Annotated in this window: 15 protein-coding genes and 1 pseudogene; 11 read left to right on the top strand and 5 right to left on the bottom strand. The window is 72.0% G+C overall.

Going from position 1 to position 19144, the window contains the following annotated elements; all coding sequences use genetic code 11:
• The 4 genes and pseudogenes from ACRDTB_RS16660 to ACRDTB_RS16645 form a co-directional block, all read left to right on the top strand.
• A pseudogene (locus ACRDTB_RS16660) lies at positions 1-188 on the top strand (type VII secretion protein EccE); the annotation flags it as partial.
• Positions 185-853: a LuxR C-terminal-related transcriptional regulator gene (locus ACRDTB_RS16655; RefSeq protein WP_431431230.1), complete on the top strand. Its 669-nt coding sequence runs from the start codon at positions 185-187 to the stop codon at positions 851-853. The pseudogene ACRDTB_RS16660 and the gene ACRDTB_RS16655, both read left to right, overlap by 4 nt.
• On the top strand, positions 850-2517 hold the full coding sequence (locus ACRDTB_RS16650; RefSeq protein ID WP_431431229.1) for a right-handed parallel beta-helix repeat-containing protein: 1668 nt from the start codon (positions 850-852) through the stop codon (positions 2515-2517). The genes ACRDTB_RS16655 and ACRDTB_RS16650 overlap by 4 nt, the downstream gene beginning before the upstream one ends.
• 56 nt (positions 2518-2573) lie before the next feature.
• On the top strand, positions 2574-3230 hold the full coding sequence (locus tag ACRDTB_RS16645) for a response regulator transcription factor (RefSeq protein ID WP_431431228.1): 657 nt from the start codon (positions 2574-2576) through the stop codon (positions 3228-3230).
• A gap of 39 nt (positions 3231-3269) precedes the next feature.
• Here the strand turns inward: ACRDTB_RS16645 and ACRDTB_RS16640 are convergent, their stop codons facing one another.
• Positions 3270-5279 (bottom strand): PhoX family protein, encoded by a 2010-nt coding sequence (locus ACRDTB_RS16640; protein WP_431431231.1) that lies wholly within the window; start codon positions 5277-5279, stop codon positions 3270-3272.
• Positions 5280-5581: 302 nt separating this feature from the next.
• On the opposite strand from ACRDTB_RS16640, the gene ACRDTB_RS16635 reads away from it, so the two are divergent.
• Entirely contained in the window at positions 5582-6547 is a 966-nt protein-coding gene (locus tag ACRDTB_RS16635; RefSeq protein WP_431431227.1) for a hypothetical protein, read from the top strand.
• 11 nt (positions 6548-6558) lie between these two features.
• Here ACRDTB_RS16635 and ACRDTB_RS16630 read toward each other — a convergent pair whose 3' ends face one another.
• Positions 6559-7023 carry an RrF2 family transcriptional regulator gene (locus ACRDTB_RS16630; RefSeq protein ID WP_431431225.1) on the bottom strand — a complete coding sequence of 155 codons (465 nt, stop codon included), beginning with the start codon at positions 7021-7023 and terminating at the stop codon, positions 6559-6561.
• Positions 7024-7162: 139 nt separating this feature from the next.
• Here ACRDTB_RS16630 and ACRDTB_RS16625 point away from each other — a divergent pair, with 139 nt between their 5' ends.
• From ACRDTB_RS16625 to ACRDTB_RS16615, 3 genes are all read left to right on the top strand, one after another.
• Positions 7163-9811 (top strand): FAD/NAD(P)-binding protein, encoded by a 2649-nt coding sequence (locus ACRDTB_RS16625; RefSeq protein WP_431431224.1) that lies wholly within the window; start codon positions 7163-7165, stop codon positions 9809-9811.
• An 82-nt stretch (positions 9812-9893) separates the two neighbouring features.
• Positions 9894-10877 (top strand): class 1 isoprenoid biosynthesis enzyme, encoded by a 984-nt coding sequence (locus ACRDTB_RS16620; RefSeq protein ID WP_431431223.1) that lies wholly within the window; start codon positions 9894-9896, stop codon positions 10875-10877.
• A gap of 50 nt (positions 10878-10927) precedes the next feature.
• Positions 10928-11674, top strand: coding sequence for a hypothetical protein (locus tag ACRDTB_RS16615; RefSeq protein WP_431431222.1), 747 nt, complete (start codon positions 10928-10930; stop codon positions 11672-11674).
• Here ACRDTB_RS16615 and ACRDTB_RS16610 read toward each other — a convergent pair.
• Both ACRDTB_RS16610 and ACRDTB_RS16605 read right to left on the bottom strand, forming a co-directional pair.
• The gene (locus tag ACRDTB_RS16610; protein ID WP_431431221.1) at positions 11559-13448 is read right to left on the bottom strand and encodes an NACHT domain-containing protein; all 1890 of its coding nucleotides are present in this window, start codon (positions 13446-13448) and stop codon (positions 11559-11561) included. The genes ACRDTB_RS16615 and ACRDTB_RS16610 overlap by 116 nt on opposite strands.
• A 542-nt stretch (positions 13449-13990) precedes the next feature.
• Positions 13991-14860 carry an alpha/beta fold hydrolase gene (locus tag ACRDTB_RS16605; RefSeq protein ID WP_431431219.1) on the bottom strand — a complete coding sequence of 290 codons (870 nt, stop codon included), beginning with the start codon at positions 14858-14860 and terminating at the stop codon, positions 13991-13993.
• Between the two features lie 72 nt (positions 14861-14932).
• On the opposite strand from ACRDTB_RS16605, the gene ACRDTB_RS16600 reads away from it, so the two are divergent.
• The 3 genes from ACRDTB_RS16600 (at position 14933) to ACRDTB_RS16590 (ending at position 18282) form a co-directional block, all read left to right on the top strand.
• Positions 14933-16150, top strand: coding sequence for an alkyl sulfatase dimerization domain-containing protein (locus ACRDTB_RS16600; RefSeq protein WP_431431218.1), 1218 nt, complete (start codon positions 14933-14935; stop codon positions 16148-16150).
• Between the two features lie 150 nt (positions 16151-16300).
• Complete coding sequence (locus ACRDTB_RS16595) at positions 16301-17311, top strand: S1 family peptidase (RefSeq protein ID WP_431431217.1); 1011 nt, start codon at positions 16301-16303, stop codon at positions 17309-17311.
• 20 nt (positions 17312-17331) lie between these two features.
• Positions 17332-18282 (top strand): hypothetical protein, encoded by a 951-nt coding sequence (locus ACRDTB_RS16590; RefSeq protein ID WP_431431216.1) that lies wholly within the window; start codon positions 17332-17334, stop codon positions 18280-18282.
• A 154-nt stretch (positions 18283-18436) separates the two neighbouring features.
• On the opposite strand, the gene ACRDTB_RS16585 is transcribed toward ACRDTB_RS16590, so the two are convergent.
• Positions 18437-19123 carry a class I SAM-dependent methyltransferase gene (locus ACRDTB_RS16585; protein ID WP_431431215.1) on the bottom strand — a complete coding sequence of 229 codons (687 nt, stop codon included), beginning with the start codon at positions 19121-19123 and terminating at the stop codon, positions 18437-18439.
• Positions 19124-19144 lie beyond the last annotated feature (21 nt).

The following is a 19144-nucleotide window of genomic DNA, read 5'->3' as shown; positions in this document are numbered from 1 at the left end:
GGTCCGGCCGGACCGGGACCCGGGTGGCCGCGGTGCTGCGCCTGGCCGCCACCACCGAGGCCGCGGTCGAGGCCGCCCGCGCCGCGGTGATCGCCCGCGCCGTCCCGCCCGGCGTCCGGCTCGCCCGACTCGACGGCACGCACTCCTCCGGCGTCGCCGCGTCGCTTCCGATCGGAGTCTTCCTATGAGTGTCACGACAATGCACACGTTGCGGCACGCCGTCCCGGCCAGCGCCGGCGTCGAGGAGCTGCTCGCCTCCGCCACCGCTGAGGTGCGGGTGATGAGCGGTCTGGCGGGCCCGCGGCCGATCGGCGCGCCCCGCCGGATCGACCGCGAGAACGTGCGGCGCGGGGTCCGCTACCGGATCGTCGTGCCCGACTCCGCCCGTACCGAGCCGGCGTTCGCGCCGCGGCTCGGCGAGCTCTCGCTGGCCGGCGCCGACGTGCGCACGGTCGCCGAGGTGCCCACCGACGCGCTGGTGATCGACGGCTCGGTGGTGGTGCTCCCGGTGGTCCGCACCGCGAGCGGCCCGTCCACCGGCACCGCCGTGTTCCGCCTGCCCAGCGTGGTGACCACGACGACCGAGCTGTTCGACCGCGTGTGGCTGGGCGGCGTCCCGCTGGTGCCCGGCGACCTGCCCGAGTCCGCCGAGCGTCAGGCACGGGAGCGGGCGCTGATGGCGCTGCTCCTGGCCGGCTACACGGACGAGTCGGCGGCGGCCCAGCTCAAGATCTCGGTACGGACGGTGCGCCGCACCGTCGCCGACATGATGAACCGGCTCGGTGCCCGCAGCAGGTTCCAGCTCGGGGCCAAGGCCGCGGACAGCGGCATGCTCATGGAGCTGGCGGGATGACGAGGACGACCCCACCGACCACGCCACCGGTGGCCCGCACGCTCCTGGTGGCGCCCGGCCAGCATGGCGCGTACGAGACGGTCGGCGAGGCGCTGCGGAACGCGCCGGACGGCGGCGTCGTCACGGTCGCCGAAGGCACGTACGCGGAGACCTTCGAGCTGGCCGACCGCACGCTCACGATCCGCGCGGCGGACGGCGCGGCGGTCGTGCTGGACGGCACCGGCGGCGACCGTCCGGCGCTCGCCGTGCGCGGCGGATCGCTGACCCTGCACGGCATCGAGGTCCGCGCGACCGCGGCCGCCCTGCACGCGGCGAACGTGGACCTCACGGTCGAGCGCTGCACGTTCGGCGCCACGCTCGGCCCGGCCGTCGGGGTGCGCGACTGCCACCGGTTCACGATCACCCGGTGCACGATCGCGGGCGCCGCGCAGGGCATCGTCGTGGAGAGCTCGTCCGGGCGGGTGGCCGACACGACGGTCACCGACATCGCCGGCGACGGCGTCGTGGTCGGCCTCGGCGCCGACCCGGAGCTGCGCAACCTCACGGTCGCCGGCTGCGGCCAGCGGGGCGTGTACGTCTACCGGTACGCCCGCCCGGCCATCGAGTCCTGCGACGTCTCCCGCACGTCCGGCGCGGGCGTCGAGGTCGCGCAGCAGAGCCGGCCGGCGGTGCGGCGCACGCGGGTGCACGACACGCAGGGCGTCGGCATCGTGTTCGGTCCCGGCTGCGCGGGCGAGGTCGAGGAGTGCCACCTGACCAACACCGCCGAGCCGGCCGTCTCACTCGCCGAGGGCGCGACGCCGACCGTCGTCGAGCCGACCCGGCGGGCCGCCCCCACCGGCGAGGCGGGTCTGGACGACCTGCTCGCCGACCTCGACGCGATGGTCGGGCTGCCCGCGGTGAAGGCTGAGGTGCACGCTCTGGTCGACGAGATCCAGGTCGACGAGTGGCGGCGCAGGGCCGGGCTCTCGGTCGGCACGGTCAGCCACCACCTGATCTTCGCCGGCGCCCCCGGCACGGGGAAGACGACCGTCGCGCGCACCTACGGCAAGCTCCTCGAGGCGCTCGGCGTGCTCGCCCGGGGCCAGTTCCGCGAGGTGGCCCGGCGCGACCTCGTCGGCCAGTACATCGGCCACACCGCGGAGAAGACCTCGCTCGTGTTCGAGGAGGCGAAGGGCGGCGTGCTGTTCATCGACGAGGCCTACACGCTGTCCCGCCAGGCGGGCTCTGGCGGCGACTTCGGCCAGGAGGCGATCGACACCCTCGTGAAGCTGATGGAGGACCACCGGGACGAGGTCGCGGTGATCGTCGCCGGGTACACCGCCGAGATGACCGACTTCCTCGCGGCCAACCCCGGCCTCGCGTCCCGGTTCTCCAAGACCATCGAGTTCGAGAACTACACGCCGGCCGACCTGCTCGCGATCATCGGCCGGATGGTGGAGAGCAGCGACTACGTGGTGGCCGACGAGGCCGGCCAGGTGCTGCTCGAGCACTTCGACCGGATCGTCGCCGACCCCAACTTCGGCAACGCCCGCGACGCCAGAAGGCTCTTCGAAGGCGCGCGCAGGGCGCAGTCCCAGCGGCTGCGCACGCTCGGCCGGATGCCCGACGTCACCGAGCTGCGGACGCTGACCGCCGAGGACGTGCTCGCCGCGAGCCGGTGAGCCGGTGGCCCGGTGGCCCGGGAGGGGTCCCCGGCATCGCTCGCTACGGTGTTTTCGTGCGAGTACTGGTGATCGAGGACGACGACAACCTCCGGGTGGCGATCACCACCTCGCTGCGTTCGGCGGGGTTCGCCGTGGACGCGGCGGCCGACCTGCCGGCCGCGGACGAGGCACTCTCGGTCAACGCCTACGACTGCGCGGTGTTCGACCGCATGCTGCCCAGCGGCGACGCCCTGCACTACGTGCGGCACCGGCGGGCGGCGCTGTCGGTGCCGGTGTTGTTCCTCACCGCGCGGGACGCCGTGGCCGACCGGATCGCGGGCCTGGAGTACGGCGACGACTACCTCGTCAAGCCCTTCGCGGTGGACGAGCTCGTGGCGCGGACACGGAGCCTGTGCCGGCGGGTGAACGCCGGCCGGCCGCCGGTGCTGCGCTGCGGCGACCTGGAGATCGACAGCGGCCGGCACGAGGTGCGCCGGGCGGGCGTGCTGATCACGTTGACCGCCAAGGAGTTCACCGTCCTGGAGCACCTCGTCGCGCGGCAGGGCGCGCCGGCCACCCGCACCGAGCTGATCGGACAGGCGTGGGACCGCATGGCCGACCCGGCCTCGAACGTCCTCGACGTCCTGATCGCGCAGCTGCGCCGAAAGCTCCGGCAGCCGCCGATGATCCACACCGTGCGCGGGGTGGGTTACCGGATCCTGCCGGCCTGACCCGGCCCACTGGAAGGTGTGCCGGCGCGACTCCCAGCGCTACATGCCGATCCGACCACCGCCGATCTTGCGCACGCTCACCACGGACGGACGAACGATCCGCCCCGGACCGTCGGGCCACGTGGACGCCGGGTCCTCCACCGTCGCCCCGTCGACCTCGCCCGGATGCTGCACGGCCACCAGCGCGAAGCGTTCCTCGACGATCGGACCGCAGGTCTCCGCGCCGATCGGCACCGTGAGGAACTGCTTGACCGACCCGCGGTACGGCCCGTCGACGGCGACGCCGAAGAGGCCGTCGTGGGTGCCCAGCGCGTTGCCGTCGGTCGCGATCCACAGGTTGCCGTGCGGGTCGAAGGCGACGTTGTCCGGGCACGAGATCGGGCTGACCTGGTCCTTCGGGAATCCGGCGAAGTAGGTGCTCGGATCGGCGGGGTCGCCGCACACCAGGAACAGCCGCCACCGGAAGGTCCGTGCGGCCGCGTCGTCGCGGGTCTCGGTCACCTCCACGATCTGACCGTGCCGGTTGCCGTTGCGCGGGTTGGCCTCGTCCGGTCCGGCCTTGCCGGCCGCTCCCCGGTCGTTGTTGTTCGTCAGCGCGAGATACACCGTGCCGTTGCGCGGGTGGGGCTGAACGTCCTCGGGGCGGTCCAGCTTGGTCGCCCCGACCTTGTCCGCGGCGAGTCGCGTGTAGACGTACACCTCGTCGGCGGACATTTCGTCCACAAAGGATCGGTTGGCACTGGCCAGCGGAACCCATTCGCCACGGCCGTCGAACTGGCCATCCGAGGGCAGCGTCCCCGAGCCGTCGATCTCGGCGGCCGGACTGTCGCCGGTGAACCTGGCGACGTACAGCGTTCCCTCGTCGAGCAGCGAACGGTTGTGCCGCCGCGCCGCCCGGCTGTCACCACGCTTGAACCTGTTCTTCGAGACGTACTTGTAGAAGTAGTCGAACCGTTCGTCGTCGCCCATGTAGACGACCACCCGACCGTCGCGGGCCAGCCTGGGTTCGGCCGCCTCGTGCTTGAACCGGCCCAGAGCGGTGCGCTTGCGTGGGGTGGAGTCGGGATCGAAGGGATCGAGCTCGACGATCCAGCCGTGCCGGTTGACCTCGTTGGGCTCCTTGCTCACGTCGAACCGATCGTCGAACCGCTCCCACTTGCGCTGGCTGGCGAGACCGGACAGGCCGTAGCGGGCCAGCCGGGCCTTGGCCACGGGGTCGGTCACGGTGTCGGCGTTGGCGAAGTACTGGTTGAAGTTCTCCTCGGCGGTCAGCACCGTGCCCCACGGCGTCGTCCCGCCGCCACAGTTGTTCAGCGTGCCCAGCGCGGTGGTGCCCGCCGGGTCGGCCGAGGTCCGGAGCGCGGCGCTGCCGGCGGCGGGGCCGCACAGCGCGATGGGCGTCGTCGCGGTGATCCGCCGGTTCAACCGATGACGAGTCGGCGTGAGCCGGCCCCCGCCTTCCTCGACCACCACGACCGACAGCCCGTGCGCCGCCCATGCGATCTCCACCTGCTCGCGCGTCGGGTTCTCCTCGTCGTAGCCGGCGAACATGAGCACTTCGTCGGTGTACTCGTGGTTCGCCACCAGCACCCGGCTCCGGTGCTCGCGCGGCAGGTCGAGCAGGGCGAGGTAGTCGCAGTTGTAGCCGAACTGGCCGGCCTGCCGCGCCGCGGTCTGCCGGTCGGCGTCGAACGCCGGCGCGCCCCGCAGGATCGGGTCACCCCATCGGATCACGACATCCGGCTCGTACCCGTCGGCCACGGTCACCGCGTCGTGTCTGTTCGGAGCGACCGGCTCGAACCGCAGGCCGTGCGGCTCCCGTCCGTGACGGTTGCCGCTGCCGTGACCCTTCCGGCCCGCCGCCGCGGCGGCGGGCCCCGCGACGGCACCCGTCGCGGTCGCCGCACCCGCCACGGAAACCACCGCACCCGCCCGCAGCAGCGACCGGCGCGAGACGGCACGGGCGATGACATCACCGAGATAGGGATTGTCCGACGTGTTCGGCGCCGGGTGAGCACACGCATCACCACAGCGGTAACGGCAGGTCATCGCCGATCGCCCGGCACGGTGGGCGGGCAGCAGAGGTAACTCGACGATCGGCCGATCGTCGGCGGAGCGGTGGCGCACGGCACCTCCGAGACAGTCCATTCGGGAACGAGACGACCGGCCGCAGTCGGCACGTCTCGATCCAGGACGCTATGTGGAGATCCGGCCCACCCCGCCAACCTCAGGTGAACAGCCGAAGAACGCTACCGCTCCAAGAGCCCCCTGCGGCTGGCCTTCGAGGAGAGTTGCTCACATACTCTAGAGAGAGTTCGTAAGTTCATGACAAGGTCGAGGCGGGAGGCGGCATGCGAAGGACCAGGGCCGGCATGGCCGGCATCGTCAGCGCGGTCCTCCTGCTGCTCGGGGTGCTCACGATCCCGGCCACGGGTGCGGTCCCGGCCGCGCCGGGCGGGATGTCCCGGTTCACGGTCGCGATCGGCGGCCTGTCGGTGAGCTCGCATGCGAACTGGGTCCGCCTGGCCGACTACTCGTTCACCGCGAGCGGCGAGGTCACCGAGTCGCACTTCCACTGGTCCCAACGTGATCGCGTGTCCCGGACGTCCACCGGCGTGGGCGCGGCCGACTGCGTCGCGCGGGACTGCGTGGTGTGGACCGCCAACGGGTTCCAGGCGACCAGCCGGCCCGAGCACCTCTCGGGCACCTACACGGTGACCGGTTCGACGCTGCGGATCGAGTGGGCCGGCAACGGGTGGGAGCAGTGGCGAATCAGCGAGCCGATCGCCGGGAAGCTGGCCAAGCTCACCTACCAGGGCAGCTCGTTCGGCGCCACCCACGGGTACGGCTACGGCAGCAACGCGGCATGGTCCACCCGCGCCTCGATGACCCAGGTCGCCGACCTCGACCACACGAAACTCAAGCACAACTACCACCTGTGGAAGACCGACAACGGCACCCCGTACCTGGACGAGGGATCGGGCAACCCGTTCTGGGTCGCGGACTGGGATCCGTGCACGAGCGGCCGCTGCCTCGGCGCCACGACCGCCGGCACCCAGTACTACCTCGCCACCGCCAACACCACCGCCACCGACCGGCGGGACACCATCTGGCACTGGCGCACCTCGCTCGCCGACGACCGCGGCGAGTACTGCTACACCGGCAACTCACACGTCAAGCCGATGCTGCAGATCATCGACAACGACGGCGGGTTCCACGGCTGGGTGGCCGTCGAGGCATCGCTCAACCAGACGGTTCCCGACCAGGGCACCAGCGCCGACGACATCGGCGTGTTCGAGATCTCCGAGTTCGGCTGAGCGCCCGCCGGTCAGGGGTGGTGGCGCCAGTCGGCGTGGTACTGGTCGGCCGGCGCGGTCGCGTCCGGTGGTAGCTCGCCGGTGACGAGGTCGGCGATGCTGATCTTCTCGAGGACCTGACGCAGGCTCGCGCGCGCGGCGAGCCACACCTCGCGCAGTGTCTCGGCCGGCCCGGCGTACTCGAGTTCGGACAACGCCATGTTCCGCACGGTCACCAGTGGGCCGTCGACCGCGCGGAAGACGTCCGCGACGGAGATCTCGGTGGCCGGGCGCCACAGCTCGTAGCCGCCCTCCGGGCCGCGGGTGCTGCGCACCAGCCGCGCGCGTTTGAGATCGGCGAGGACGCCGTGCAGGAACTTCAGCGGGATATTCTGCTGTACGGCCAGCCGGTTGGCCGACACCGGCTGACCCGGCGACTCGGCGGCCAACTGCGCCATGGCCCGCAGCGCGTAGTCGACCTTGGCCGTAACTCTCATCCGCCGCTCCCCCTTCTGGAAGGAACCCTATCGCCTGCGCTACAAACTCCTTCTCGTGACTGACGAGACACAACCGTGTTAGTGTCATATTCACTAAATTCTACGAACTTAGTAGAGATAGTCACCAGGGAGGCACAGGATGGGGACTGGGGAGTCTGTCGTGGTGGTCGGGGCCGGTGCGGCGGGGGTGCTCACCGCGATTCGCCTCCTCGACCTCGCCGAGCGCCGGGCCCGGCGCCTCGAGGTCGTGCTCGTCGACACCGCGGACGAGAGCGGCCGCGGTGTCGCTTATGCGACGCGCGAACCCGAGCACCTGCTGAACGTTCCCGCCGGCTGGCTCAGTGCCGACGCCGACGATCCCGACGATTTCGCGAGCTGGGCCGGTGACCGGCTCGGCCGCGTGGTCGAGCCGGACGAGTTCCTGGCACGGCACCTGTTCGGCGGCTACCTCGGCGACCGGCTCGGGGCGGCCGCTGGACGATGTCGTCGCGCGCGGCTGCGCCGGGTGCACGACCGCGTGACCGGCGTACGGCCGGCCGGCGACGGCGTCACGCTGGGGCTCGCGTCCGGCGGGTCCCTCTCCGCGTCCGCCGCGGTGCTCGCCGTCGGGCTCGCCCCGCCGGCGTGCGGCTGGGCGCCCGACGCCCTGCGCGACTCGTCCGCGTTCGTGGCGGATCCGTGGGCTCCCGGGGTCGAGCTCGCCGAGGAGGGCGACGTGCTGTTCGTCGGCTCGGGGCTGACCATGGTCGACTTCGCCATCCAGCTCGACCGTCCACATCGGAGGATGCACGCGGTGTCCCGCACCGGCCTGCTGCCGCGCCGGCATGTCCCGGGCCGGACGCCGCCCCGGCTCGACGTCGACGTGCTGCGCGGTTCGGACGGGCTGGACGCGGTGTGGCGCGCGGTGTCGGCGGGCCGCGACTGGCGGGACGCCGTCGACGGGCTCCGGCCGGCCACGTCCCGAATCTGGGCCGAGCTCACCGACGCCGAGCAGGCGCGGTTCATCGCCGAGAAGTCCCGCTACTGGAACTGCTACCGCCACCGGATGGCGCCCGCGGCCGCCGACCGGCTACGGGCGACCCGCGAGGCCGGCCGGCTGCGGTTGCACACCGGCGAGGTCGTCGCGGCTCGCCCGGACGGCGACGGGCTGGCGGTCGAGCTGTCCGGTGGAGAGGTGCTTCGCGTGGGCTCGGTCGTCAACTGCACCGGACCCGACCTCGACCCGCGTGCTTCGGCGAACCCTCTGGTGGTCGCCCTGCTCGAAGGTGGGCTCGCCGAGCCGGGGCCGCACGGGCTGGGCCTCGACACCGCCGCCGACGGCCGGCTGCGTTCCGGCGGGAACGCTGAGGCTCCCTTGTGGACGCTCGGCGCGACCAGGGTCGGCACGCTGTGGGAGTCCATGGCGATACCGGAGATCCACGAGCAGGCGACGACCGTCGCCACCTCGGTGCTGTCCTTCGTGGACGGACGGGTGCCGGCCGGGCGGCGGCCGCGCGACCGCTACGGCCTGGCGCTGAGCACGACCCGCGAGGCCGCCGAGGCGTTCACCGAGGGCATGGACCGGGTGCTGCGCGGCCAGCACGACGCGCTCGCGCACCTCGTGGCCGCCACCGACGCCGATCCCGGGTTCGCGCTCGGCCACGCGGTGGTCGGCCTGCTCGGCCTGGAGTGCGGCGCGCCGGTGGACGTAGGGGCGCGGGTGCGGGACGCGCAGGCGTCCGTGGCGGCGGGCGATGACCGGGAGCGGAGCTTCGTGGCGGCCGTGGCGGCGCGTGCGACGGACCTGCACGCCGGCGGCCGTGCGTTGCTGCGGCACATCGAGACCTTCCCGCGCGACGCGCTCGCGGTGAGCGTGGCGGTGCCGACGATCTCCTTCGGCGGCATCACGAGCGACCGGGAGACGTGGGCGCTCGTGGAGAGCCTCCGGAAGGACTACGGCGACGACTGGTGGTACCTGAGCCAGCTGGCCTTCGTCCGCCAGGACCAGGAACGCTGGGACGAGGCCGAGGCGCTGGCCAGCCGCGCGCTGGCCGCCGAGCCCGCATCCGGCCATGCCGTGCACGCCCGCACGCACGTGTTCTACGAGACCTCGGAACACCGGGCCGGACTCGCCTGGCTCGACGACTGGATCGGCGACTGGGGCGACGCGAGCGACGGTCGTGCGCACTTCACCTGGCACGCCGCGCTGCACGAACTGATGCTGGGCGACGACGCCGCGGTCCGGCGCCGCTACGACCGTGACCTCGCCCCACCCGTCGTGGCCGGCCCGCGCGCGCTGGTCGACTCCGCGTCGTTGCTCTGGCGCTGCGAGATCACCCGGAACTGGCACGACCGACGCGCGGCCACGGCCGTGCTGGAGGCCAGTCCCCGGGACATGCTGTCCACCCCGCCCACCTCGTTCGCCGCCATGCACGCGGCGATCGCGATGGCCGCGGCCAAGGACTCCGACCGGCTGGGCGCGCTCGAGGCCTACGCCACCGGCCACGACTCGCCGGTGTACCGCCAGGTCGTGGCGCCCCTGTGCGGCGCTCTCGCGAACGTCGTCGCCGGGCGGTGGACCGCCGCGGTGACCGAGCTCGAGGCGGTGCGCCCGCACGTGGAGCGGCTCGGCGGCAGTGCCGCCCAGCGCGAGGTCATCGAGGACACGTTCATCCACGCCCTGGCTTCGGCCGGACGCCACGACGACGCGGCCGAGGTCCTGTCCGCCCGACTCGACCGACGCCCACCCGCACCGCTGGAACGCGACAGGCTCGCCGACCTCCGCAAGGCCGGATCCGGTTCCTCCTGAACCACGTCGCTCCGCGCTCCGGTCGCTCGGTCAATACCTTCGTGGTCTCGACATCAGCGGACCCACCCGCTCGAATCGAAGGATGGGCAGCGGACTGTGGCGAGATCTCGCCGAACTGGTCCGCTCCGCCGGTCTCGCCGGACGCCTGCCGCCCGTGCGCGGGCGCGTCGCCGAGTACGTCGCCGAGTTCGACCGGGTAGTCGCGCCGATCATGGCCAGGTTCGGTGCCCATGCCTATCTCGACGACGCGACGTACGAGGTGTGCGCGAAGCTGAGCTTCCTGCTGGCCGCCTACGCCACGACGGCCGGCGTGCCGTTCCGGACGGACATCGCGGTGCTCGGCGGCGCGGTCGCGCGCGTCTACGACGACCTGATCGACAGCGCGGACATCCCGGACGACACAACGGACGACACAACGGACGACAGCACGGATGACAGCACGGACGCTCGGGTGGCGGGCCTGTTCAGCGGCGAGGCGGTGACACCGCGCACCACCCGGGAACGCGTGCTGCACGCGCTGTACCGGGAGCTGGAACGGCAACTCGCCCGGGACCGCGACGATCCCGTCTACGCCGCGCTGCTTGCCTTGCACGACAACCAGATCCGCTCCCGGACGCAGCGGGACCCGGCCATCAGCCCGGCGACGCTGACCGAGATCACCAGGGCGAAGGGCGGCCACGCGATGGTCGTGTTCGTCGGGCTGCTGCATCCCGGGATGACCGAGCGGCAGGTCGCGGTCGCGCGCGAGCTCGGCGCCGTGTTGCAGTTGCTCGACGACTACGTGGACGTAGCGGCGGACCGTCGCTCCGGGATCACCACGTCGGCGACCCGTCACGACCTCACGCTGGCGCACATCTGCCGGCAGCTCCGGTCGTTGCGTCCGGCGCTGCGCGCCTGCCTCGGACGCGACCAGCCCCTCAGCGCGGTGCTGTACCTGACCTTGTGGTTCGCGCTGCTGCGGCACCGGTGCCCCGGGTGGCCGGCCCGGCACCGGCCGTTCCGCGTGCTGGTACGGGTGACACGCGAGCGTGTCCGTTCCGTCAACTCCCGTCGCGAACCGGCGTGAACGACGATATGCCTAGTGACAGACGCCGAACGACGAGGGAAAGTGGGCCAGTGGCGAGCGTCGACCCGTCCCCGCTTCGACCCGACCTGCCGGTGCCGCTTGCCCCGGCCGGGCGGCTGGCGGCGGCCGTCCGGTTCGGCCTGACGCTGCTGCGGGAGCCGGTGTTCGACCGCGCGCATCGCCGTACCCCGCGGCTGCTCGTCCTCGCGGTGCTGCTGGTCCTCGCCGGCCAGGTGCTGTCCGTCGGCTGGCTGCGGGAGCCGGTGACCACCCTCGGGGTCGCGCTGGCCGTGTACACGGCGCTGCGCGTCGCGGCGCTACGGGTGGTCGAGCACCGGCAGCGCGAGTTCGAGCCGACCTGGCTCGAGACACAGTCGGCCCACCTGCGGCACAGCCGCTTCGAGGTCGTCCGGTTCACCGTCGACGGCCACGGTTTCGATCTCACCGACCCGGACGCCGTGCGGGATCTGCTGGACCGCACGGACGGCGACGCGCCCGTCGTGATCGACTTCTGCCACGAGCCGGCCGCGCTGGAGCGGGTCTTCCGGCACCTGCGCGACGTCACGGTTCTTCCCACGTCGCGGCCGGGCTCGCCCGCACGTGTGCGGTTCGCCGCGGCCCGGTACGCCCCGCGGCCCGCCGGCCGTACCACCTACTGGCAGCTGGGCACGCCGCTGGTCGTCACCACCGCACGGCCAGCCGGTCCTGTAGCAAGGCGTGCCGGAACTGGTAGTACGGGCCGAGTTGGCGCAGCACCCCGAGCCGGTGCGCGTCCTCCAGGAACGCCATCAGCCTGAGTGGCGCGGCACCCCGCTGGGCGAGCCACACCCTGGTGGTGATGAACCGGCCCCACGCGCTGGTGGCCTGGACGACCAGGCCCAGCCCACCGGCACCGATCCCGGCGCCGACGACCCCACCGAGGAGCCCGAGCAGGAACGGGTTGTCGATGTCGATCACCAGCCCACGGGTGTCCGCGCCGACGACACCACCCATGACGGCGCCGACGACCGCGCCGACGACCGCGCCGAGCCCGGCGGCGTAGCAGACCGCGAGCCGGTCGCTGCGCAGCATGCCGATCGGTGTCGCGGCCTCGCCGGCCTCCGTCGGTTCGGTGAACCGGCGCACCAGGCCGAAGGCGAGGCCGAAGACCAGCCCGATCGCGATGCCGTAGCCCGCGCCGTAGAGCAGGCCGACCGCGACACCGCCGACGATCGCGCCGATCAACCCGAAGGCGAGCTCGCGGCCGAGCTCCCGCCTGCGCAGCAGGCGCGGCACGAACCGTCTCGGCGGGTCGGCCGGCACGAGACTCAGGGCGGCCGAGCTGCACACCCCCACCACAAAGCCGACGAGGACGCCCAGCCATGGGTTGCCGAACAACGCGAATAGCAGCCAGCCGAGCGGAGTGCAGGTCACCGCACCGACCGCGATGGAGCGGCTCACGAACCACCGCAAGGGAACCAGGTTCCGCATCCGCCACCACGCGATCTCCCGCTCGCTGTGCTTGGCGAGGAAGGCGAGCCACCGCTCGGCATCGGCCGGGTCCCATTGCCGGGCCGGGCGAGGCACGTCGGACAGTGGCGAGGGCGGCCGGGTGGCGAAGACCTGTCGGGGGAACAGGTCGAGCAGCCGTTCCTCGACCTGGCGGGCATCCGGCAGCGCGAGCAGCTCACCCGGATCGGAGTCCGGGTGAGCGTAGGCGGTCCGGGCGAGGAAGAGCATCAGCGGGGTGCGCAACACCTCGGCGACCGGCCCGTCGTCGGCCGCCAGCCGGACGAGCAACGCTTCCCACCGGTCGAGGCCGACGTCGGAAGCCGCCTCGTGCAGGTAGTCGGCCGCAGCCTCCGAGTCCACGGGCAGCAACCGCACGACCTGCGTGTCGCGCACGACCCCGGCCGCGTTCGCGCCCTCGAACTCCGCGGTGCGACAGGTCAACACGAACGGCTCGCCCGGGCGGGCGTCCCGGGTGATGGCCGCGAGCGCACCGGCCCGGCGATGCTCCGCCATCTCGTCCAGCGCGTCCAGCACCGGCAGGATCCGTTGCCGCCTGACGAGGTCCCGCACCGCGTCCCGACCGTAGCGAACCTCGTCGCCGAGGAAGGGGTACTGCTCGGTGATGCTGCGGATGAGCCAGGCGTAGAGGTTCTCGGTCGGGTCCCACGAGGAGACCTGGAGGATCACCGGCACCGTCGGCGGATCGGGCCGGCGCAGTATCTCGAGCGTCAGCAACAGACACAGGCCGGTCTTGCCCGAGCCCGGCTCACCGACTACCACGAGCCTGCGGGGCTCGTCGGCGTACGAGGTGACGATCTCGCGGAGGTCGCCGCTGTCCGCGCCGGTACGCCAGCGCACGGTCAGCTCACCGGCGTCCTGGAGCAGCCGACGGCCGGCCTCGGCCTCCCACTGCGTGCGAACCTCTCTGGCCAGCGCCTGCGCCGCCTCGGCCAGCTGCTCGTCGGTACTGGGTTCCCGGTTGCGGGACCGCCAGGTCATGACGACGTCCACCAGCGCGGCAGCGCCGGAGACGATCGTCAGCAACGTGGTGGCCACGGCCGCGCCGTAGCGCAACCACATGACCGACAGTCCCAATGCCACCGTCGCCCAGAGGGCGACCCGTCCTAACCCCGCCTGTCGAGACACCGCCTCATTCAATCGGACCTGGCAAGCACACACCAGGACTTTGATCATCACGACCCCGAAACCGGTTGCCCGGCAAGCGATACCGGCCACTCGCCCGACGCCCGCCCACGACGAGCCGCGTGGGCCGGCCGGTCAGAACGTGTCGATGCGGATCGGCGCCCCGTCGGGCAGCGCACGCGCATGCAGGTGACGGCGTCCTTGACGACGAGATTGTCCTCGTCGTAACCACCGCCCAGCACGAAGAACGTGCGCGGCACGAGCCGTTCGTCGTGGGCGAGCGGGCCGTGGGTGTCATGGGACGTGGCTGGCGCACAGTCAGCTCGGAGCTCAACGGCCTGGTCGGGCCAGCTGGGCCGGGGCGGGCTCGGGGCGGCGTTCCTGGAGGGCTACCAGCGGCCGGCAACCGAGACGGCGAGCGTTGTCGGACAGTGCTGCCAGGCGCCTGGCAGGTTCGCCGACACGGGCACCGCGCGGTGTCAGGAGTCGCCGAGAACGTCGCGCAGCTCGCGTGCGAAGGCCTCGGGTTGGCCGGCGTAGCCGAACTCGCCACCGAGGAAGCCGCCGTGGTGGCTCGGGAACACGGTCGGCTGCTGACCGAGCAGCTCCGCGGTGGCCACCGCGGTGCGTCCGGTGAAGGTGTCCAGGGACTCCTCGCCCACGGCGATCACGACGCGCGTCGGCGCCGCGGCCAGCGCGTCGACATCGGGGCGGTAGTCGCTCACGGCCCAGGACCGGTCGGACAGCAGCGGGTCGTCCCGGGAGCCGTCGTCCTCGGTCGGCATCCCGAACGCGGCGGGATCCGCCGGGGGCTGGGCGAAGTAGTCGTCGGTGAACTCGCCTCGCCACGACGTCATCGCGATGAAGGCGGCCATGCCGGCCCCGGACCCCCTTGCCTCGTAGGCGTCCCGGATGCCGGCGCGGGCGCGCTCGGCGGCCGCGGCGTCGGGCAGCACCGGGATCAGCGGCGGCTCGTGTGCCGCCAGGGTGATCACGTCGCCGGGGTGGGCCGCCACGAGCGCGAGCGCGGTCACCGCGCCGCCGCTGCTCGCGAACATCTCGACCGGGCCGACACCGAGCGCCTCGATGACGGCGTGCACGTCGCCCGCCTGGACCGTGGGCGCGTGGTCGACCCGGCCGTCCTTGCGCGTGCTGCGGCCGAGGCCGCGCGGGTCGTAGGTGACCACCGTGCGGTCGGGGAAGTACGACGCCAACGTGTCGAAGCCGCTGGCGTCCATGGGCTGGCCGATCATGAACAGCGGTGGGCGTGCGCCGGCGGCGGGACGCGGGCCGTACACGTCATAGGCGATGTCGACCTCGGCGGTCTCCAGCGTGTGCGTCGTCTTCATGGCGGTGGACACCCCTCCCCTGCGTCGAGCCGACCTCGACACGTACCGCACCTCGGAGCCATAGTGTGCGCCATGTTGACGGACTACGCGGAACGAATGTGGCGCGGCGAGATCGGCATGGACGGCCTGCTCACCGACGTGTCCCTCTGGGGTGCCGCCCACGAGCTCACCGACGCGGTCGCGGTGGTGCCGGGGTTCTCCAACGTCATCGTGTTCCGCACCGGCGAGGGCCTGCTGCTGTTCGACACCGGCCTCGAGTTCGCCGCGACGGCGACACATCAGGCGATTCGCCGGTGGTGCGCGGACCCGGTGCGTTACGCGATCTACTCACATGGCCACGTCGACCATGTCGGCGGCATGGCGCCGTTCGACGCCGAGCCGGGGCCCAGGCCGGTCGTGATCGCGCACGAGGCGCTACCCCGGCGCTTCGACCGGTACGTGCTGACGAGCGGATACAACGAGCTGATCAACCGGCGCCAGTTCGGCGTACCGGAGCTGCGGTGGCCGCGCGAGTACCGCTACCCGGACCGGACATTCCGCGATCAGTACACAATGGAGCTCGGTGGACTGACCTTCACCCTGCGCCACGCCCGCGGCGAGACCGACGACCATCTCTGGGCCCACGTTCCCGAGCTCGACATGGTGCTGCCGGGAGACCTGTTCATCTGGAACGCACCCAACTGTGGCAACCCGCAGAAGGCCCAGCGTTACCCGGCCGAGTGGGCGGCGGCACTGCGCGCCATGGACGCGGCCGGAGCCTCGTACCTGGTGCCCAGCCACGGCCCGCCCATCGCCGGCGCCGACCGGGTCCGAGAGGCGCTGACCGGCACCGCCGAGTACCTGGAGTCGCTGCTCGCCCAGACGCTGGAACTGATGAACCGCGGAGCGCGGCTCGACGAGATCATCCAGACCGTCACCGTGCCAGCGCACCTCGCCGACAAGCCCTACCTGCGACCGGCCTACGACGAGCCCGAGTTCATCGTGCGCAACATCTGGCGACTCTACGGCGGTTGGTGGGACGGCGACCCGGCGTCGTTGAAACCGGCTCCGGCGAGCCGGGAGGCGGCGGTGATCGCCGAGCTGTGCGGTGGCCCGCACGCGTTGGCCGAGCGAGCCTCGCGTGCGCTGGCCGAGGACGAGCCCCGTATCGCCGCGCGCCTGGCCGAGTTGGCGGTCCAGGCCGATCCGTCCGATGAGGACATTCGGGCCACACACGGCGCGGTCTTCACCGCCCTCGCCGATGCCGCGACGTCCACGATGGCACGTGGCATCTACCGCGCCGCCACCTGACCCACGAGCCACATCGGCCCGGAAATACTTTCGTCGGTACTTTCATCACGGCTCTTGTACCGCATCAACACGGAGCGTTATAACGTTCAAAGCTGGTCAGCCGTCTTCATGTCAATCCGCGTGCTGCGTACCCTGCGAAGGAGACGTCCCATGACCATCAGGAAATCGGCCCTGCTCGCGGGCGCGGGCATGCTGGCCATCGCCGTGGCGGTGCCGCTCGACACCTCGGCCACCGCGGCGCCGATGGACGAGCTCGACATGTCCACGACCGCACAGACCCTCGACACGAGGCTCGGCCACGACTTCGGCGGCGCCTGGATCGAGGAGGGTCGCCTCGTCGTCGCGGTGACCGACGCCGCGAAGGCGGCCGAGGTGACCGAGTCCGGCGCCGAGGCGAAGGTGGTACGCCACAGCGCCGCGGAGCTGGACGCGATGGTGGCGGACCTGAACGCCGCCGAGGCGACAGCGCCGGACTCGGTGACGGTGTGGGGTGTCGACGTGCGGCACAACACGATCAACATGACCGTCCTGCCCGGCGCCGCCGCGGACGCGCGGAACTTCGCCGCCTCCGTCGGCATCGATGACGTGCGCATCGATGAGTCGGCCGAGGTGCCGCGCCTGTTCGCGGACATCCAGGGTGGCGAGCCGTACAACATCGGCCAGTCCCGCTGCTCGGTCGGGTTCTCGGTCGACGGCGGCTTCGTCACCGCCGGCCACTGCGAGGCGCTCACCGGCGGCGGCGCGCTGACCAAGGACGGCCAGCCGCTCGGCGACTGGGGTGGCTCCCAGTTCCCCGGCGCCGACCACGCGTGGGTGCGGGCGAGCGCCGACTGGACTCCCGTCGGCCAGGTGGCCGGCGTCGGCGGCGTCTCCGGCTCGCAGGAGGCCGCGACCGGGGCGGGCGTCAGCAAGTCCGGCTCGACGACCGGCGTGACCCAGGGAACCATCGGTGAGAAGAACCAGACCGTGAACTACCCGGAGGGCACCGTCACCGGCCTCACGGCGACGAACGCGCTGTGCCAGCCGGGTGACTCCGGTGGCGCGTTCATCTCCGACGGCCAGGCGCAGGGCGTGGTGTCCGGCGGCAACAGCTTCACCTGCTTCTTTCAGCCGGTGAACCCGATCCTGCAGACCTACGGGCTCAGCCTGGTAACCGGCTGAGCCGTACGGCGGGCGGCCGGGTGGCCAAGCCGTTGCCTTCGTTCGACCCGGACGACGGAGTCGTCGTGATGGCGCCGGAGCGCGACGAGCCGGGCTACTGGGTGGGCTGCCCCGCGGTCCTGCATGAGCCGGAGAACGGCCGGTTCCTGCTGACCTACCGGCAGCGCCGCCCCCGCGGCGCCGAGGCGGAGCGGGGCTGGCGCTGTGCGGTCGCGACCAGTGTGGACGGAGTGCGCTTCACCGACGTGTGGTCCGTACACAAGGACGAGCTGGGCACCCCGTCGATGGAGCGGTTCAGCCTGCTGCCCACCGGCGACGGCCGCTACCGGCTCTATATGTCCTATGTGGACCCGACCGACAACCGCTGGCGGATCGACGTGCTCACCGCGGACGCGCCGGACCGGTTCGACGTGGCGAACGCGGAACCGGTGTTGACCGCGGAGTCCACGGGTACCGAGGGGGTCAAGGATCCCTACACGATGCGGGTCGGACCGGTGACCTATCTCTTCGCCTCCTACGCCGAGGCGCGCGCGGACCTCCCGCCGGAGGCGCACGGCTCCGCCGACATCTACAACGTCGGCGCCACCACGCATCCGACCGGCATGGCCACCAGCCTCGACGTCCGCCGGTTCGACTGGCACGGCGCGGTGCTGCGGACCGGCGACGGCTGGGACGGCTACCAGGCACGGTTGAACAGCATGGTGGCGATCCACGGCGGCTATCTCGGCTTCTACGACGGCTCCGCCGGGCACGCGGAGAACTACGAGGAGCGTTGCGGCGTAGCGGTTTCCCACGACCTTCGGCACTGGTCGTCGCTGTCCCCGGACGGCCCGTGGCTCACCTCGCGGCATGGCACCGGCTCGGTGCGCTACGTCGACGCCCTGCTCGTCGACGGCCGATGGTGGCTGTACTACGAGCGTTCCCGCGACGACGGTGCGCACGAGCTGCGCCTGGCCACCGCGCCGACCTGACCGGGACTAGTCCGCCTCCCCGGAATTAAAAGTGTTGGTTACGTCCCGGCGAACAGTGCGGATATCCGGTGGATTGTGGCTGAGTGCCGTCACGGTACCCCTGAGGTTTCGTTGGTCGGCACAAGACCTCACACGATGATCCACGAGACAAGCCCTAGTCTGGTCCGCTCGGACGGGCCACCTCGATGCCGATCTTCCCGCCGATGCGCAGCGCCGTGATGCGGGTCGGCTCCACGGTGAAGCCGGCCGCGGCGATCCGCCGGGACACGGCGTCGCCGACGTTGTCCCGCATCTGCTCGCGCATCCGGCCGCGGGCCCCGCGGTTCCGGCGCCCCCAGCCGATTCCGTGGCCGTGCTCCTCGAGCACCGCGTCGGCCAGGACCAGCAGCCCGTCGGGCCGCAGCACGCGGCGAACCTCCGCCAGCAGCGCGTCCTTCGACGGGCCGTCCAGGTGATGCAGCATCAGGCTGGAGAAGACCACGTCGAACGAGCCGTCGGGATAGGGCAGCTCCTGGGCGAACCCGCGGTCCAGCCGCATTCTGAGGCCGGCCCGCCGGGCCTTGCGCCCGGCACGGGACAGCGCCTTCGCGTCCGGGTCCAGCCCGACGAGCTCGACGTCGCGGTGCCGCTTTCCGGTCGACCGCAACAGGTTCCCGGTGCCACAGCCGACGTCCAGCACCCGGTGCCCGTCCCGCGGCGCGGACAGCGTGACCATCTCCTCGTGCACCGGCGCCAGCCCGAACACATGGTGCACCACGTCGTAGAGCGGCGTCAGGAACTGCTTGCCCAGGCCCGGGATGTAGTCCCGTTCGACCTGTGGATGAGACGTTCTTTCGGTCATACCGCCATTCTGGCCTTTCCC

The organism is Actinophytocola sp., assembly GCF_050699935.1.
GTDB lineage: Bacteria > Actinomycetota > Actinomycetes > Mycobacteriales > Pseudonocardiaceae > Actinophytocola.
The sequence above is the reverse complement of the archived record's forward strand: the minus strand, read 5'-3'. Positions and strand labels throughout refer to the sequence as shown.

What these genes read in the sequence shown, in the direction of transcription:
- ACRDTB_RS16655 (WP_431431230.1), top strand. Translation starts at nt 185, where the DNA reads ATGAGTGTCACGACAATGCACACGTTGCGGCACGCCGTCCCGGCCAGC.
- ACRDTB_RS16610 (WP_431431221.1), bottom strand. Translation starts at nt 13,448, where the DNA reads ATGTGGTTGCGCTACGGCGCGGCCGTGGCCACCACGTTGCTGACGATC.
- ACRDTB_RS16600 (WP_431431218.1), top strand. Translation starts at nt 14,933, where the DNA reads ATGTTGACGGACTACGCGGAACGAATGTGGCGCGGCGAGATCGGCATG.
- ACRDTB_RS16605 (WP_431431219.1), bottom strand. Translation starts at nt 14,860, where the DNA reads ATGAAGACGACGCACACGCTGGAGACCGCCGAGGTCGACATCGCCTAT.
- ACRDTB_RS16640 (WP_431431231.1), bottom strand. Translation starts at nt 5,279, where the DNA reads ATGACCTGCCGTTACCGCTGTGGTGATGCGTGTGCTCACCCGGCGCCG.
- ACRDTB_RS16620 (WP_431431223.1), top strand. Translation starts at nt 9,894, where the DNA reads ATGGGCAGCGGACTGTGGCGAGATCTCGCCGAACTGGTCCGCTCCGCC.
- ACRDTB_RS16625 (WP_431431224.1), top strand. Translation starts at nt 7,163, where the DNA reads ATGGGGACTGGGGAGTCTGTCGTGGTGGTCGGGGCCGGTGCGGCGGGG.
- ACRDTB_RS16585 (WP_431431215.1), bottom strand. Translation starts at nt 19,123, where the DNA reads ATGACCGAAAGAACGTCTCATCCACAGGTCGAACGGGACTACATCCCG.
- ACRDTB_RS16635 (WP_431431227.1), top strand. Translation starts at nt 5,582, where the DNA reads ATGCGAAGGACCAGGGCCGGCATGGCCGGCATCGTCAGCGCGGTCCTC.
- ACRDTB_RS16595 (WP_431431217.1), top strand. Translation starts at nt 16,301, where the DNA reads ATGACCATCAGGAAATCGGCCCTGCTCGCGGGCGCGGGCATGCTGGCC.
- ACRDTB_RS16650 (WP_431431229.1), top strand. Translation starts at nt 850, where the DNA reads ATGACGAGGACGACCCCACCGACCACGCCACCGGTGGCCCGCACGCTC.
- ACRDTB_RS16630 (WP_431431225.1), bottom strand. Translation starts at nt 7,023, where the DNA reads ATGAGAGTTACGGCCAAGGTCGACTACGCGCTGCGGGCCATGGCGCAG.